12 protein-coding genes are annotated in these 14,724 nt (G+C 70.3%); 2 read left to right on the top strand and 10 right to left on the bottom strand.

Annotated elements, in window-relative coordinates:
* Nucleotides 1-56 precede the first annotated feature (56 nt).
* Nucleotides 57-1,058, top strand: a complete 1,002-nt coding sequence (locus tag Ari01nite_RS30875; protein WP_203785741.1) for a LacI family DNA-binding transcriptional regulator — start codon at nt 57-59, stop codon at nt 1,056-1,058.
* A 248-nt stretch (nt 1,059-1,306) separates the two neighbouring features.
* On the opposite strand, the gene Ari01nite_RS30870 is transcribed toward Ari01nite_RS30875, so the two are convergent.
* The 5 genes from Ari01nite_RS30870 to Ari01nite_RS30850 form a co-directional block, all read right to left on the bottom strand.
* A complete protein-coding gene (locus Ari01nite_RS30870) occupies nt 1,307-2,254 on the bottom strand; it encodes a tyrosine-type recombinase/integrase (protein WP_203785740.1) in 948 nt (315 codons plus the stop codon).
* A 263-nt stretch (nt 2,255-2,517) separates the two neighbouring features.
* Nucleotides 2,518-3,231: an SDR family oxidoreductase gene (locus Ari01nite_RS30865; RefSeq protein WP_203785739.1), complete on the bottom strand. Its 714-nt coding sequence runs from the start codon at nt 3,229-3,231 to the stop codon at nt 2,518-2,520.
* Nucleotides 3,232-3,295: 64 nt separating this feature from the next.
* Nucleotides 3,296-4,375, bottom strand: a complete 1,080-nt coding sequence (locus tag Ari01nite_RS30860; RefSeq protein WP_203785738.1) for an alkene reductase — start codon at nt 4,373-4,375, stop codon at nt 3,296-3,298.
* Nucleotides 4,376-4,442: 67 nt separating this feature from the next.
* Entirely contained in the window at nt 4,443-5,201 is a 759-nt protein-coding gene (locus Ari01nite_RS30855; protein WP_203785737.1) for an alpha/beta fold hydrolase, read from the bottom strand.
* A 254-nt stretch (nt 5,202-5,455) separates the two neighbouring features.
* Nucleotides 5,456-6,040, bottom strand: a complete 585-nt coding sequence (locus Ari01nite_RS30850) for a TetR/AcrR family transcriptional regulator (protein ID WP_203785736.1) — start codon at nt 6,038-6,040, stop codon at nt 5,456-5,458.
* A gap of 130 nt (nt 6,041-6,170) precedes the next feature.
* Here Ari01nite_RS30850 and Ari01nite_RS30845 point away from each other — a divergent pair, with 130 nt between their 5' ends.
* Complete coding sequence (locus Ari01nite_RS30845; RefSeq protein WP_203785735.1) at nt 6,171-7,172, top strand: NADP-dependent oxidoreductase; 1,002 nt, start codon at nt 6,171-6,173, stop codon at nt 7,170-7,172.
* 98 nt (nt 7,173-7,270) lie between these two features.
* Here the strand turns inward: Ari01nite_RS30845 and Ari01nite_RS30840 are convergent, their stop codons facing one another.
* From Ari01nite_RS30840 to Ari01nite_RS30820, 5 genes are all read right to left on the bottom strand, one after another.
* Nucleotides 7,271-10,315 (bottom strand): Tn3 family transposase, encoded by a 3,045-nt coding sequence (locus Ari01nite_RS30840; protein ID WP_203785734.1) that lies wholly within the window; start codon nt 10,313-10,315, stop codon nt 7,271-7,273.
* 243 nt (nt 10,316-10,558) lie between these two features.
* Nucleotides 10,559-11,767, bottom strand: coding sequence for an ABC transporter permease (locus Ari01nite_RS30835; RefSeq protein WP_203785733.1), 1,209 nt, complete (start codon nt 11,765-11,767; stop codon nt 10,559-10,561).
* A complete protein-coding gene (locus Ari01nite_RS30830) occupies nt 11,764-12,444 on the bottom strand; it encodes an ABC transporter ATP-binding protein (RefSeq protein ID WP_203785732.1) in 681 nt (226 codons plus the stop codon). Before Ari01nite_RS30830 ends, Ari01nite_RS30835 begins: the two co-directional genes overlap by 4 nt.
* Nucleotides 12,434-13,741: a peptidoglycan-binding protein gene (locus tag Ari01nite_RS30825; protein WP_203785731.1), complete on the bottom strand. Its 1,308-nt coding sequence runs from the start codon at nt 13,739-13,741 to the stop codon at nt 12,434-12,436. The genes Ari01nite_RS30830 and Ari01nite_RS30825 overlap by 11 nt, the downstream gene beginning before the upstream one ends.
* The gene (locus tag Ari01nite_RS30820; RefSeq protein ID WP_203785730.1) at nt 13,731-14,714 is read right to left on the bottom strand and encodes a hypothetical protein; all 984 of its coding nucleotides are present in this window, start codon (nt 14,712-14,714) and stop codon (nt 13,731-13,733) included. The genes Ari01nite_RS30825 and Ari01nite_RS30820 overlap by 11 nt, the downstream gene beginning before the upstream one ends.
* Nucleotides 14,715-14,724 lie beyond the last annotated feature (10 nt).

Genomic DNA, 14,724 nt, shown 5'->3' with positions numbered 1-14,724 from the left:
GCAGTCGTGCCACGTCAAGGGTTGGCGCTGGAACGTTCCATACCTATGGTGTGCACATGGCGAACACGCAGGCCCGGCCCACCCTCGCCGATGTGGCGGCCCGCGCCGGAGTGTCCAAGTCGCTGGTGTCGCTGGTGATGCGCGGCGAGCCGGGCGCTGGCACCGACACCCGCCGCCGGGTTCGTGAGGCCGCCGACGAGCTGGGCTACCAGCCGGACAGCCGGGCGCGGCTGCTGCGTAGTGGCCGCAGCCGGCTGCTCGGCGTGGTCTTCGGCATCCAGCACGCCTTCCACGTCGACCTGGTCACCGCTCTCTACACCGCGGCCCGCGACCGCGGATACGAGCTCGCGCTCAGCGCCGTCACCCCCGACCGCGACGAGGCCGAGGCCACCGCCGGCCTGCTGCAGGACCGGTGCGAGGCGCTGATCATGCTCGGCCCGCAGACACCCGCCCCCGCGCTGGCCCAGATCGCGACGCGGCTGCCGGTCGTGGTCCTGGCCCGCGGTGTCCGCGGTCTCGATGTGATCCGCACCGCCGACGCCGACGGACTGCATCAGGCCGTCGACCACCTGGCCCTCCTCGGCCACCAGCGCATCGCGCACATCGACGGCGGCCGCGCGCCCGGCGCCGCGGACCGGCGGCGCGGCTACCGCGAGGCGATGCACGCCCACGGCCTGAGACGCCACGTGCAAGTCGTGCCGGGTGGCCTCACCGAGACCGACGGGGCAACCGCGGCCCACACCCTCCTCGACGACAACGAGCCACCTACGGCCGTCACGGTCTTCAACGACCGCTGCGCGACCGGCGTGCTCGACGTGCTCGCCCGGGCCGGCGCGCGCGTGCCGGACCAGATCAGCGTCGTGGGCTTCGACGACAGCCACCTCGCCCGCCTGGCCCACATCAACTTGACCACGATCGCCCAGGACGTCCCGGCCATGACGGAACTCGCCGTGGCCCGGGCCGTCGACCGCATCAACGGCGTCGCGGTCGCCCACCCTACGAGCGTCGTTGCCCCTCATCTCGTCGTTCGAGGAACGACCGGGCCGCCGCCGGCCTGATCTCGAGCCGCCGAACATGTATGCCGCGCGAACCCAGTTCACCAGCCGTCCCGGAAACGAGGGTTTGCGGGACGGGTCTGGTCGGTGCTCGCGGCCGCCGTCGTTTCCGCAGGGGCGCCCGTAGTTTCCAGACCAAAACAACGGTAAGCAGTTGATCTAGGCACTCAGCTGGGGCGCAGCTCCTCAAGATGAGGTCCCTGGCAGCAAATTCGGCCGTTCTCGGTGATCTCGGTACGTGGGACGCCAGGTCAGCGCCGGTGCCGCCGGTGGTGCTCGTCGTTCTCGGCGGTGATCCGGGCGGAGGTCTCCTCACCGAGCTGCACGTAGATCCCGAGCGTGGCCAGGTGCCGGTGACGAGACTTGGCCTGGAGCTCGGCGGCGCTGCGGCCCTTGGCGGCCAGGTGGGTCAACCCAGAGTGGCGCAACTGGTGGAGCGTGTACCCGGCGCCGTGCGGATCGTGGAGCTTGGACGCCTGCTTGAACAGGTACTCGGCGCGCGGGTAGGACAGCCGGCCCCGGCCGGTGTCCGGGCAGATGTCGCGCAGGGCTGGCGCGCGGTGCCCGGCGGCGGGTGCGCGCCGGTCGGCTAGGAACACCGGCCCGGCGGTGCGACCGGTCAGCAGCCGGGGCAGCAGGCGGGCGGTCGGGGTCTCCCAGTGCACGTAGGCGCGAGCGCCGCCCTTCTCGGTAACCAGGGCGCGGCGGAACTCCATGTCGAGGTCGGGCACGTCCAGACCGAGGATCTCCTCGGCGCGGGCGCAGGTCTCGTAGAGCATCCGCCACAGCACCCGCTCCCGCAGCGGGTTGCGGTCATCGGTGAACAGCCGGTCGAGCCGGGCGCGGGGGACGGCCTTGTCCCGGGAACGGGTGACCTTACGGCGTTCCAGGCGCCGGCCGGGGTCGGTGGTCAGCCAGTCCTGGCGGCGGCAGTAGGCGGTGAACGAGGTCAGCGCGGACAGGTGCTTGTTCCAGGTGTTCGCGGCGCCCTGGTCCCAGCGGACCATCGTCTGCTCGTAGAGCTCCGGGGTGAGCGCGGCCACCGGTAGCTGATCCCCGGCGGTCTCGCGCAGCCGGCGCATCGTCTCGGTGTAGGTGGCCCGGGTACCCGGATCGTCGCGGAACCGGTCGAGGAACGCGTCGACGGCGACCACGAGAGCCACCGGACGCCGGGCGGTCGGCAGCGGGATCACGGACACCTCGGCGACCTCTTCCGGTGATGTGACACAGAATGTGGCCGAGTCGCCCTCGCCGCGGCGGGGGCGTTCCGCAGGTGGTGACGGGTGGATCGTCGGCTCTGTGACAGAGAATATGGGATTCTCTGTCACAGGTTGGAACGGGCGCCCCCGCCGCGCCGGGTCAACTGCTGCTTCGCATCGTTTGCTGGCAGCTATCGGTTGCCGGGGTGGGACGAGGAGGCCTTGGTAAGCGGGTGGTGGTGGCTTCCCCGTCCCGGGCGGTGCTAGTTCGTGATGGCGAGCTGCGGGTAGACGACCTCGAGCGGGGCGCTGAGGCCGGCTTTGAGCTGCACGGAGGTGTCGTCGGCGAGGACCTCGTAGCCGCCGGCTTCGACGGTGTCGAGGACCTGGGTGACCAGGTCGGCGGGGTCGAGTTTGGGGTCGGTGGTGTGGGCGGCCATGGCGGTGTCGACGTAGCCGACGTGGACGCCGACGACCTGGACGCCTGCGGGCTTTAGTTCCAGGCGCATGGAGTTGGTCGCTGACCACAGGGCCGCCTTGGTGGCCGAGTAGATGCCGGCGGCGGCGTACCAGGACAGGGCTGAGTGAATGTCGATGATCGCGGTGTTCCCGGCCTTGGCCGACAGGATCGGTGCGAACGCGCGGGCGAGGAAGAGCGGGCCGAGGAAGTTGGTCTCGACGTTGCGGCGGATTTCTTCGTCGGTGTGGGTGAGGATGCCGGGGGTCGACACCGTCGCGCCGGCGTTGTTGATCAGGATGGTGACGTCCGGCGCCGCCGCGACGGCGGCCTTGATCGACGCCGGGTCGGTGACGTCGAGGGTGAGCGGCACGATCCGCTCGTCGTTCCAGGTGCGGGGGTTGCGGGCGGTGGCGTACACCTTCGTCGCGCCGCGGGCGAGGGCGTCGCGGACGAAGTGGCCGCCGATACCGCCGTTGGCGCCGGTGATGAGGACGACGGCGCCGTCGAGTGAGGTCATGGTGTGTTTTCCTTTGTTCTTGTCACGGGTCGAGGATCGATCGGGCTTGAGGGCCTCGGTGGAGTCAGGTTTCGGTGAGAGCCGGGTAGTCGGTGTAACCGGCCGTGCCGCCGCCGAAGATGGTGGCCGGGTCCACCTCGTTGAGGGCGGCGCCGGTGCGCAGCCGCTCGACGACGTCGGGGTTCGCCAGTGCGAATCGTCCGAGCGGTGCGATGTCGGCGAGGCCTCCGTCGATGTCCGCCGCGATCTGCTCCCGCTCGCGGCCGTACCGGACCACGAGCAGCGCGGCCGGCCAGGTGTCGCGCAGCGAGCGCAGTAGTTCGTCGTCTCCGAGGTGATGGACGTGGAGGTAGACGAGACCCAGTTCGGCCAGCTCACCCACGAGATACCGGTACTGGGCGCGGACCGCCTCGGTGTCGCCCTCGTCGAGTCCGCCGAGGGGGAAGGCCGGGGAGATGCGGATCCCAGTGCGGTCGGCGCCGATCTCCTGCGCGACGGCCTTGGCGACCTCGATGACGAACCGGGCCCGGTTCTGCACCGATCCGCCGTATTCGTCGGTGCGCTCGTTCGCGTTCGGGGAGAGGAACTGGTGCAGGAGGTATCCGTTGGCGGCGTGGATCTCCACCCCGTCCGCGCCTGCGGCGATCGCGCTGGCCGCGGCATCACGGAACTCACCGATCACGTCGTGGATCTCCGCCGTGCTCAGCTCCCGCGGCACCGGAGTCTTCTGTGGACCTGTCGCGGTGAACATGTCCTGGTCGGCCGAGATCGCGGAGGGCGCCACCGGCTGGCGGTGATGCGGCGTGTTGTCCGGGTGGGACATCCGGCCCACGTGCATCAGCTGGATGAACAGGTGCCCGCCGTTGTCGTGCACCGCGTCAGCGACCGGTTTCCAGCCGGCGATCTGCTCCGGGGTGTAGATACCCGGGGTGTTCAGGTACCCCTGGCCGTCCTCGGACGACTGGGCACCCTCCGTGATCACCAGGCCCAGGGAAGCGCGCTGGCCGTAGTAGTCCGCGGCGTGCTCTCCCGGGGTGCCGTCGGCGTTGGCGCGGCTGCGGGTCATCGGCGCCAACGCGAGCCGATGCGCAAGCTGGAGTCTGCCCAGGGTGAACGGTTGCCACAGAGCGGAGGACGAGGTCATAGCGGGGGGTCCTTTGCGGGATCGGACGGTCATCCTCAGCTCGGTGATGCCATCGGGGTGGGGGTGGTCAGCGGGCCAGGAAGGCCAAGGCCGTGGCGGTGAAGGCGGCATGGTGCTGGAAGATGCCGCCGTGCCCGGCGTCGGGGTAGAGGACGAGTTCGCTGTTCGGCAGCCGGTCGGCCAGGTCGACGGAGTTCGCGGTGGGCACCATGACGTCGTGTTCGCCGTTGGCGACCAGGGTGGGCTGATGGATCAGGGAGAGGTCCGCGGCTCGGGCCCGGCCCCACCGGCTGACGGCGCGCAGCTGTGCCCGGTAGGTGCCCAGCGAGACGGGGGTGTCCCGGTCCTGGGTGCGTTCCTGTAGCCGGGCGAGGAACTCGTCCGCGGCGCGCCGCCCGTTCGCTGTCCGGGTGAAGAACAGGTATGTCTTCGGGTCCCGGCGGGCCAGAGCACCGCGTAGCAGGGCCAGGTTCGACAGGCGCGTCACCTCGGTGATGCCAATGCCGCCTGCCGGGCCCGTGCCGGCGAGGATCAGCTTGCGGACCAGGTGCGCTTCCCGTTGGGCGATCACCTGGGCGACCATGCCGCCGAGAGACAGGCCCAGCAGGTCCACCTGCTGGTGGCCCAGCGCGCGGATGAAGGTCACCGCGTCGCGTGCCATCGCCTCGATGCTGTTCGGCGTCTCGCCGGTGGTGGCTCCGACCCCGCGGTTGTCGAAGGCGATCACCTGACGACCGGCCGCGAGCCCGTCAACCACCGCGGGGTCCCAGTTGTCCAGGACCGCGGCCAGGTGCGGCAACAGGATCAACGGAACGTCACCGGGCACGCCGAGCACGCGATAGGCCCAGGTGACACCTCCGGCGGTCAGTGTCCGTGTCGGGACAGTTCGGTAACCGGCGCTAATGCCCCCGGTGGGGCCGGACGAGATTGTCATGAGCGTGTCCTCCGTGTGCTGATCGCGCCGGTGACAGCCGAAACCGTCGTCACCCTGGGTTAAATTATGACCATACTTCAATAGTGGTGCAAGGGTGCCGGATCGCACACCTACCGAAGCGCGGCGATCCGACGGCCCTGTGGCAGTTAGTGCTCCGGGGTCGCGAGCAGGGCGGAGATGGCTCGCACTCCTTCGGCGAGCACCGTCTCGGAGTCCTGCGGGTCGTCGATCGCCCGGGCGAGCTGCAACGTCCCGACGAGGATCGCGATGCACCCCAGAGCCTGGCGCCGCCCGGTCCCGGGGGCGCCCGGCGCCATCAGCGTGGCCAGGTCGTCGGCCACGCCGAGGATGCCGGCACTGTAGGCCCGGCGGATCTCCGGCGAGCTGCGGGCCACTTCGTCGAGCAGGGCTCCCGACGGGCAGCCACTTTCGGCGTCGTCGCGGTGCTCGGGTGAGAGATACGCCCGCACGAAGCGCGCGAACCCGTCCGGCTCGTCCGCGAGCTGCCGCAACAGCGCCTGCTGCTCCTGGAGCTGATCGGTGATGGTCGCAGCGATCAGGGCGTCCTTGGACGCGAAGTGTGCGTAGAAGGCGCCGTTGGTCAACCCGGCGTCGGCCATCAACGTCGTCACGCCGGAGCCATCGAGGCCGTCCTTCTTCAGGCGTCGGCCGGCGCTCTTCACGATGCGCCGCCGCGTCGCCTCCTTGTGCTCCGTGCCGTAGCGCGCCACGGTTCCTCCCTCGCCCGACGGGTGCTGCATGTCATGTTCCAACCCTTTAGGATTACGACCATACTACAATTGGCTCAGCGAACCCTGTAGCGCCCGTCACCTGCACCCACGACCTCACCCGGAGAACGCCATGAAGGCATACGTCATCGACCGCTACAACAAGAAGCCGAACCTCCGGCTCGCCGACCTGCCCGAGCCCGGAGTCGCCGCCGACGAAGTCCTAGTCCGTATCCACGCGGCCGGCGTCAACCAGCTCGACACCAAGATCGCGGAGGGGGAGTTCAAGCTCATCCTGCCCTACCGCCTGCCCCTGGTCCTGGGCAACGACCTCGCCGGTGTCGTCGTCCGGGTCGGCGCCGGGGTCCACGCCTTCGCGCCCGGCGACGAGGTCTACGCCCGTCCCGACAAGGACCGGATCGGCACCTTCGCCGAGTTCCTCACCGTCAGCCAGGACGACCTGGCACTCAAACCGGCCAACCTCACCATGGCCGAAGCCGCCTCGCTGCCCCTGGTCGCCCTGACCGCCTGGCAGGCGCTCGTCGAACGCGCGAACCTGCGACCCGGCCAGAAGGTACTCGTCCAGGCCGGCTCTGGCGGGGTCGGCACCATCGCCATCCAGCTCGCCAAACACCTCGGCGCGACGGTGGCCACCACCGCGAGCGCCAAGAACGCCGACTTCCTCAAAGATCGGGGCGCGGACATCGTCATCGACTACCGCACCCAGGACTTCGCGACGGTGCTCGAGGGCTACGACGTCGTCCTGGACAGTCAGGGCCCCAAGAGCGTGGCGAAGTCGATGAGCATCCTCAAGCCCGGCGGCAAGGTCATCGGCATCGCCGGCCCTCCCGACCCGGAGTTCGCCCGCGAGATCGGGGGAAACCCCGTCCTCAAGATCGCCACCAGCCTGCTCAGCCTGCAGACCAGACGCACCGCCGCGAAGCTCGGTGTCGACTACTCGTTCCTGTTCATGCGGGCCAGCGGCAAACAGCTCAGCGAGATCACCACCCTCGTGGAGAACGGGACCATCCGCCCGGTCGTCGACCGCGTCTATCCGTTCGCCTCCACCCCGGAAGCCCTCGCCCACATCGCGAAGGGCGCCGCCCGGGGAAAGATCGTCATCTCGATGACCTGATCGCCGCCACGGCATCCCGAACGACGCCACGGCAAACCCCTCCCGGGCGGTCCATCGGGAACGCAACGTCTACGCAGCCCCACCCGACAAGATCATTATCAGTGCTGACCGTTGTACCGATCTTCGCCAACCCCATACCCGGGCAACCGCAGGGGCCGGTAACCGTCGGTGTCGAGCTGGGCGAGTTCACCGTCGATGTCGACGGAATGGGTGCCGTAGAAGTGCACGTTCTCGTGGTGGGTCGGCCAGATGTGCGCCAGGACCTCATCGTCGACGTCGCGGCCGCCTCTACGCAGGGCGGCCACGCCGAGGCCGTGGTACTCCGTGGACCAGCAGACGATCGCGTTGGTCGCCAAAGTCAGACACCACATCTGCTCGGTCTGCTGCTCGTGGTGCCGGCGCCGCAGCGCTCCCTCGCCGGCGTAGGCCAGGGAGCGGCGCAGGGCGTGCAGGTTCTCGCCCTTGTTCAGCTGCCGGGAGATCCGCCGCCGATAGGTCTCGTCGGCCAGGTACCGGGCCGCGTAGACCGTGCGACGCAGCGCCCCATACTCCTTGATCGCGCTGGTCAGCGCGTTCTGCTGCCGCTTCGAGGAACACAGCTTCCCAACCACCAGCGCCGCGGTGGCGTGCCCGCCCTGCACGGACGCGGCGACGCGCAGCAGGTCGTCCCACATGTCCGTGATCAGGTCCAGGTTCAGCCGCCGGGTCAGCAGCGCCCCGGCGCGCGGATACCGGTCCAGGAAGTCGGCGCGGGGCCCGGTCCGGTACAGGGTGATCTTCCCGAGGTCCCGGATCCGCGGCGAGAGTTGCTTGCCGACCAGGTCGAACAGGGCGAAGTTGGCCAGGGTCGCGCCGTGGGTGTCGGTGGCGTGCTCGAAGACCGGCAGGTCGGTCTCGTTGCCCAGCAGCCCGTCGAGGACGTAGTGCGACTCCGGCGCGGTCGCCACGATGACCTTCGTGTCGAAGGTGGAGTGCTGGTCGGAGACGTGGGTGTAGGTGGAGACGCCCTGCCCGCGGGCGAAGTACCGGGACAGGTGGCGGGCGGTGATGGACTTGCCCTTGACCGGGAACCGCTGCCCGTCCGACGACGAGAGGGTTCCCGACCCGAACGCCCGGGTCAGCGGCAGCCGGTGGTGGTAGTTGACCACCGCGGCGTTGGCCGCCTCCAGGGTCTCCGGCCGGAAGTACCACTCGGCGGTCCAGGCGAGCACGTCGTACGGCACCCCGCAGGACTCGGCCATCGCGGACAGGCCCATGTTCGTGGCCTCCGCGATGATCACGTACATCAGGTTGCGCTTGAGCTCGGCAGGCCGGGCGACCTTCCCACCGGCATGCATCAGATGATCGGTGAACCCGGTCCGCGCGTCCACCTCCACCAGCACCGACGCGATCGGCACCCGCGGCAGCATCCCCGCCAACTCCGTGCGCAGCGCGTCGGCCTCGGCCGGTACGTCCTCGGCGGTCAGCGGCGGGATGATCAGCTCGCCGTCGTCGGTGAGCCGGACCTCGCCCGGATTGCCCTTCGCCAGCTGGGTCTCCAGGTCGACCAGGACGGTGTGCAGCTCGTCGCCGGCCTGGGCGAGCGCGTCGGCGGCCTCGACCGGTTTGCCGACCAGATGACAGAACTCCACCTTCTGCGGCGCCCACGCCTCCGGAGTGAGCAGGAACGACGCCGGATCGGCGTACCGGCGCGAGCCCGGCACGAAGATGTCGCCGGAGCGCAGCCCGTCGCGCAGGCCGACCAGCACGGCCAGCTCCCAGTACCGGCGGTACGCGGTGACGTCACCGGCCTGCTCCGCGGCGACCAGGTAGCCGGCCCACTTCGTCGGCACGAACCCGACCGGGGCGCTCGACGGGACCTTCCGGGCGCCGGTGGCGTACAGCCCGGTCAGGATGCTCACGGCCTGCAGCAGCTGCTCGGTTCCCGGGCCGCCGGCGAACTCCACCGCGGCGAGCACGGCCGGGGCGAACTGGCGCAGGTACGACATCGACGCGTCGAGCATGCTGAGCTGGCCATGGTCGCGCGGCAGCCGCTCGCGGCGCTCGGCCCACGCGGCGCGCATCCGGTCCATGCCGATCGTGGTGCGCAGCACGGTGCCGATCTGCTCGTCGCCGATCGCGGTGTCGAGCACGATGGTCAGGATCTCGTCCAGCAGGGCCTGCCGGTTCTCGCCGCCCTTGGCCCGCTCGGCCAAGGCGTCGGCGACCTTCTGCTTCGCCGCCGCCTCCCGGCCACTGACCGCCTGGTCGAACAGCAGCAGCGTCTCGTCGAGCACGTCGACGGCCGACTGAGCCAGCAGCGTGAGCAGGATCGGGTACCGGCGTTCCGGCTCGCGCCGCTGCAACGCCTGCCCGGTCAACCGGCGACCGACCCCTGCCAGGAACCGGCGCCGTTCGGCCGGGAGCATCGACAGGTCGAGGGTGTGCGCGTCGAGGCGGCGCAGGTAGGCCAGCTTCTCCAGCTCCGCCTTGACCGCCGCCGGGCTCGACGAGGTCGGTCCGATGCCCAACCAGGCCAGCGGGGTGCGGCCGAGGTAGGCATCCGGCACCAGCAGCAGATCCAGCTCGTCGCGCCGGCGCGGGGTGAGTAGATGCGCCACCCGCGTCCACGTCTCCTCCCGGGCCCGGGCCCGAGCAGTGGCCACATGCTCCAGCAGGTGCACCACGCCCGGCCGCACCACCCGCGACGAGATCAGGTACTCACACGCCAGCCGGAACAGCAACTTCGGCGAGTCATGCTCCATCGCCCGGGCGAACAGGAACTCGTCCAACTCCTTCCACCCGCCGGTGTCCACCGTCCGCCACCCGGCGTACCCGACGACCTCGCGCAGATGATCGGTGCGGGTCTGCTCCCGCTCGCCGTACCCGCGCAGCTCACCCATCGCGATCCCGAGCCGCTGCGACAACCGGCCCACCGCTGCCGCCGGCGCCGCCAGCACATCGTCAGGTACGAACCCCAGCCACGGCAGCGTGCTCAACTGCACCGCCACACCCAGCACGTTCCGGCCGGTCCGGAACTTCCGCAGGAACGCCTCATCCGCGCTGGTCAACGTGAAATGCCGGATCAACTCTGCCCGACCCAGCTCCGGGAACCCCCGCAGCCGCGCCAACTCATCCTCGGAGAACACGTCCCGCGTCGCCACGATCCACCCACCCGAGCATCGACCGGCACCAAACGGACCGGAACGCTACCGGGCCACCCACGAAGCTGATCAATGGGCCTTAGCGTTGGTTTTTCGCTGGAAGCTACGGGCGGCCCGATCTGCGCACAACATAAGAGTCATTATGGTGTAGCTGCTTTCGGGCCCGTCCCAGGATTATCGGATTGTCGTTATTGGTAATCCGATAATTCCCCGGCAGTGCGGCGGTGACCCGGGCTTTCTCAATCAGCGGCGCAGCGCGTCCGCGGGTTCGATCCGGCTGGCCCGCCACGCGGGGTAGAGCCCCGCCAGCAGCCCGGTGACGGCGCCGACCAGCGGCGCCGGCAGCACGGTGGCCGGTTGCAGGATCGGAGTCCAGTCCCGCAGGGACGCGACGGCCACCACGGCGCCGACGCCGAGACTGGTGCCGAGCAGGCCGCCGACCAGGCCCAGCGTGCCGGACTCGGCCAGGAACTGCACGGCCACGTGCCGCCGCCGGGCGCCGAGTGCCCGCCGCAGGCCGATCTCGCCGACGCGTTCCAGGACGGCCACCAGCGTGGTGTTGGCGATCCCGACGGCGCCGACGACCAGGCAGACCGCGGCCAGCGCCAGGAACAGGGTGCCCAGGTCGGTACTGACGCCTTCGCGCAGCGACTGCGGATCGGGCGGGACCGCGACCGTGAACAGGTTCGGCGTCTCGGGCCGCAACGCGAGCGGTGCCTCCGCACCGACCTGCCGGGCCGCGCCGATGTCCGTGTCGATGAGCGCCTGAACCTGCACGCCGCTGCCCGCCTCCGGCAGTCCCCAGACGACCTCCGCCGTGCCGGCCGGGACCACGACGCTCAGCAGCGTGTCGGCCCGGCGTTCCACGTCGTCGACGATCCCGATGACCGAGAAGGCGATCCCGCCGATGAAGACGGCGGGCTGGTTGTCCACCCAGGTGATCCCGAGCCGGCTGGCCGCGCCGGAGCCCAGTACCACGACGCGCTCGTTGCGCTCGTCGTGCCAGGAGCCGAAGAACCGGCCGGTCATCAGCCGGGCGTGGATCGCCCGCAGGTAGCCGGGCGAGGCGGCCAGCACCTTCAGGTCCTCGCCGGGCTCCTGGTCGGTGGGGCGGTGCGCGGTCAGCCGGCCGCCTTCGGCGACCTCCCAGAAGACCCCGGCGCTGCGCACCCCGTTCAGCCCGAGCAGTCGCTGCTCGGCGTCGTCCGGGAAAGCCGGGCCACCGCCCGGGACGTCGGCCGCCTGCACGGTGACCTCGGTGGCGACCAGCGCGGTGAAACGTCCGCTGATCTGCCCGCCGACGGTGCTGGTCAGGCCCAGCACGGTGACGAACGCGGCCACGCCCAGCAGGGTGCCCAACACGGTGAGGCCGGCCCGGCCGGGCCGGGCGAGCATGCCCGCGACGGACTCGTCGACGAGGTCCCGCACGCCGAACCGGGTCGGCCGGATCACCGCAGCACCCCGTCCTTGATGAACACGGCCCGCTGGGCCCGCCCAGCCACCTGCGAGTCGTGCGACACCATCAGCACCGTGAGACCGCCGGCGTTCAGCTCGTCGATCAGCGCGAGCACCGCCTGCGCGTTGGTGCTGTCCAGATTGCCGGTCGGCTCGTCGCACAGCAGCATCGAGGGCCGGTTCACCAGCGCCCGCGCGATCGCGACCCGCTGCGCCTCGCCACCGGACAGGTGCCCTGCCATGGCGTGCGCCCGATGGGTGAGACCCACCCGCTCCAGGGTCTCCAGCGCCAGCCCGGCCCGGGCCCGGCGGCTCACCCCCGTGTAGATCAGCGCCAATGTCACGTTCTCCAGCACCGACCGGTGCCGCACCAGGTGGAAGGACTGGAAGACGAAACCGATCCGGCGGCCGCGCAGGGCGGTGCGGTCCCGCTCGCGCAGCCCGGCGGTGTCGATGCCGTCGAGCCGGTAGACGCCGCTGTCCGGCCGGTCCAGCAGGCCCACCACGTTCAGGAAGGTCGACTTGCCCGATCCGGACGGGCCGATCACGGCCACGTATTCGCCCGCGCCGATCAGCAGGTCGGCACCGCGGAGCGCCCGCACCGGCGGCGGCCCCGCATAGCTACGGGTCACCCCGGCGAACTCGACGACCGGCGGAACCTCCTCAGTTTCCATCGCCACCGCCCGTGGTCTGCGGTTCGGGCGCTTCGCCGCCGGTCGTCATCCGCTCGCCGACCAGGACCCGGTCGCCCTTGCTCAGCCCGTCGGCGGTGACCTGGACGAAGCCGCCCGAGGAGGCACCGGTCCGCACCGTGACGGGTTCGCGCCGGTCGCCGTCGACGATCCGGAGCACCTGCGTCGAGCCGTCGGCTGCCGAGAACACCGCCGACACCGGTACGACCAGCACCGCCTCGCCGGTGGTGGCGGCCGTGACGGTGAGCCGGACGTCCTCCCCCGCGAAATCCATGGGGATCGCCTTGGTGCCGCGCACCTCAATCGGATGCCCGTTCCCCTGCTCACCGCCGCCCCCGGCCGCGCTGCTCTGCCGCAGTTCGCCGATCGTGCCCACCTTGCCGGGCACCTTCTCGTCGCTGGTCTCGTTATAGATCTCCACGGGCATCCCGGTCTCGACCAGTTCCCGGTCGGCGGGTACGAGATTGCCCCGGACGACCAGTCCGCCGAGCGACAGGGTCAGGATGGACCCGTCCACCTCGGCGCCGAGTCCCTTCTTGACCGCGGTCACCTGTGCCGGGAACGTGGCGATGTAGACCAGCTCGCTCATCGGCACGTAGACCTCGAATTCGGGCTCCGGGGCGGTGGTGCCGGTCTCAGTGGCATCGGTCTTCACCGCCCGCAGCGGCGGGTCGTAGTCCCGCGCCCGGTACATCTGGCGCAGCACCCGCTGGGTCGAGGCACCGAACTCGCCCCGCTCGTCGGTGATCCGGTAGCCCAGGCCGCGCAGCGCGGACTGCAACTGCTCCACGTCCGGCCCCTTCATCCCCGGGCCGATCTCGCGGTACGGCGGGATGCGGCCCCGCAACCCGATGACCGGGCGCCCGGAGATTTCGGCCAGCACGCTCCCGGAGCCGATGTTGTCGCCGGTCGCGACGACCTTGCGGGTGATGACGGACCGGCCGTCACCCAGCACCGGCTTGACGTCGACCGCGCGCTCCGGCGCGACCGTGCCGCGCAGCACCACGGTCTGCTTCAGGACCCGCTCCGCCACCGGCACGGTGATCATGGTCGGCGGTGGTGGCGCGGCCTCGGACGCCACCTGCTGGGGCGACTTGATGAACGTGGAGGCGAACAACCCGCCGCCCGCCATCAGCACCGCCCCGGTCAGCAGCCCGAGCAGGAACCGGCGCCGCCCGCGCAACGGCGCCGGCGGCGCGACCGGCTCCGCGGCCGGAAGTTCCCGGGTCACCGGATCGGTCGCGCCGTCGACGTCCGCCTCGGCACGGCTAGCGCCCACCCAGCACCGCCGCGGCCTTCTTCAGCGCCTCGTCGGTCTTGCCGCGGACGCTCGCCAACCGCTCGGCGTTCTTGTCGACGGCCTGCTGCTGGTAGGCGACCAGGACGGCGGTCAGCGCACCGACATAGTTGATCTTCTTCTTGCAGCGGACATCCGCCACCGCCGTGTTGATCTCGGCCCGGGAAGCCGGGGCATCGTCTTGCTTCCACCACCGCCGGTCGTCCTGGGCGTCCTCGAACTTGTCGTACCGGTAGCCGCTCTCGGCCATACAACTGCTCCACCGGGCATTCAACTCGGTGGCGCGCTTGTCGGCCAGAGAGCGTTGCGTCGCGTCGTTCCAGATCATCTGAACCCACATCGTGTCGCCCGGATCCCAACCGATCTTGCGGCGACCCTCGCCGAAGCAGCCTCCCTCGGGAATGTCGCCGTTGGATTTCTGCCCGTCCCCATCGCCCTGCAGGACGCGGGCCTGCTCATCGGTGAGCTGGACGCCGCGCTTCTTGTCCGGGTTCTGCCCATCGCCGGCCGTGGCCGGGTCCGGGTGATATCCGAACTTGGCGGCATTCACCTCGTCGACGAAGCCCAGCCGGTTCGTCCGGTCCCTGAACCAGGCCAGAACCGGCCGTTCACCGGGATCCCAGGCGATGCCGTACCGCTTCATGCAATCGCTGGCGAGCAGGGCCGACGCGTACTGGAGATCGGACATCTGGTCCGCGGTGGCTACGTACTGGTCGAGGGGCAGGAGCGCTTTGTTCAGGTTGGAAACGGTGGGCGAGGCCGTGACCACCGGGATCTCCGCCTCGGCGGAAGCCCTCGACGACGACTGCGGGGCCGGCCCGGAACAACCTGCCGCGGCACCCAGAGCTCCGATGACGACAGCGGCCGTCACGAGAACGCGTTTCACCATTGATCCACTCCTGGGAATGAGATTCGTCGTTGGCGGATGGGTAGGGCGTGCGGGCGAACACCGCACGCCCTACCTC

Source organism: Paractinoplanes rishiriensis (assembly GCF_016862375.1).
GTDB classification, from domain to species: domain Bacteria; phylum Actinomycetota; class Actinomycetes; order Mycobacteriales; family Micromonosporaceae; genus Actinoplanes; species Actinoplanes rishiriensis.
The sequence above is the reverse complement of the archived record's forward strand: the minus strand, read 5'-3'. Positions and strand labels throughout refer to the sequence as shown.